The sequence below is a fragment of the Microvirga sp. P4_G7 genome (assembly GCF_056401005.1).
Window position 1 is genome coordinate 1 of the sequence record NZ_JBFUKD010000794.1, and the last position, 1525, is coordinate 1525.

Here is a 1525-nt window from a genome sequence, read left to right on the forward strand (position 1 = left end):
ACCTAACTCCCTCTACGTGGACATCGGCGCAGCCCAACTGTGGGCGTACTGCCCTGCGAAGGATGCGGCCCCGTACCCTGCGCACCCCAAAGGTCGCCGCTGGGGTCTCTGGAGGGAAGCAGGGGAGACCTACTTGTATCTGGGGAGCGTCTTCGTGTCGTTCACGTCGCGGGCCGCCATACAGCGAGCGCGAGTGGCGATGACGGGCGGACAAGAATAGCGCCCGAGGCAAGGACGCCAGACTATCGCGAAGGCTCTTGAGGACACCCCTCGGGGGCCTTTTTCGTTTCGCACGGGGATGCGCCCGGCGATCAAATCCCCTGTGTGACGGATTAGGGCCCACTCTAGCCCGTAGCCTTCCTCATTTCTCACGCGAACAAAACCATGAACGCCCTCACCCTCGTTTCGATCAACGACGAACCCTGCGTCCTCGACACGGACCTCGCGGTCCAGCTCGGGATGGCCCGCCTTACCAACATCCGGGTGGTCATCGAAGCCAACCGCGATGAGCTTGAGGCGTTCGGAAGTTYGCATTCGGAACGTGCAAACCCCGGGCACCAGGGCGGACGCCCGACAGCCGCCTTCTACCTCAACGAAGAGCAGGCCCTCCTCGTCTGCATGTTCTCTCGCACCTCGACAGCCAAGGCGGTTCGCGCGGAGATCGTCCGGGTCTTCACGGCGTACCGTCGCGGAGAACTCCAGCCAGCCGCGCCCGAGGTCGCCGCTCTACCGGACTTCACGAGCCCCGCCATAGCTGCCCGCGCATGGGCCAAACAGTTCGAAGCCCGGCTCGCGCTGGAGAACAAGGTCTCGGAGGTCGTCGTTAAAATCCCTCGTTGTGGCGATGAGGGCCCACTCTAGTAGCAAGTCACTCCCGGAAACCGCGAATGACCAGCATCAACATCAGTAGGACAACATCCAACATGCGAACCACACTATGAGCCTCTTTGGCAGCAGCGGACGCGCATCCCGCATAGCTCAGATTACTGCCCAAATGGGCATCGAAGAGGAGCGCAAGCGTCAAGACGAAATCCAACTCAAGCTGGATAAGCAGCACGACGAGGAACTTGCACTGACCAAGCGCCAGCTCAACGAGCAGAAGAAGAATAACGAGGTCATCAAGAAGTCCATCAAGACGCAGCTTGATATCGCCAATCGACCAGACCCCGCCCCGCCGCCACCCGCCGCTGTCATGGTGACAGGCGGAACTGCTTCGGGCGCTGAAGCGAATGACGACACCAGCATCGACGCTCGCCGTCGCGGTCGTGCCGCTCTCCGGATTGATATGTCTGCTCCGCAGACTGGCGGTGGTTCAACCGGCCTCAACGTCCCTCGGGGATAATGCAAGAGGCCTCGGCCCTGGCTCAGTCCCAGCGGCTGCCTTTTCACTCTCCTTCGCTTTGAACCTGACACCTGGATCTCCCCCTCGTCGGGAGGTCTGGGTCTTCATTTCAAAAGTCAGGGATGAGCCCTTCATTCACTCAACACAGGACTACCATCATGCAGAAGAGAACTCTGCCGACAG

General features: G+C 60.8%; 3 protein-coding genes. All 3 read left to right on the forward strand.

The genetic code is table 11. From position 1 onward, the window contains the following. Positions 1–220, forward strand: a 220-nt coding sequence (locus AC1DT3_RS20725) for a hypothetical protein (RefSeq protein WP_477467086.1), incomplete at its 5' end; no start/stop codon positions are given. Positions 221–384: 164 nt separating this feature from the next. Further along, a complete protein-coding gene (locus AC1DT3_RS20730) occupies positions 385–861 on the forward strand; it encodes a hypothetical protein (protein ID WP_477467087.1) in 477 nt (158 codons plus the stop codon). Positions 862–994: 133 nt separating this feature from the next. After that, entirely contained in the window at positions 995–1342 is a 348-nt protein-coding gene (locus AC1DT3_RS20735; protein WP_477467088.1) for a hypothetical protein, read from the forward strand. Positions 1343–1525 lie beyond the last annotated feature (183 nt).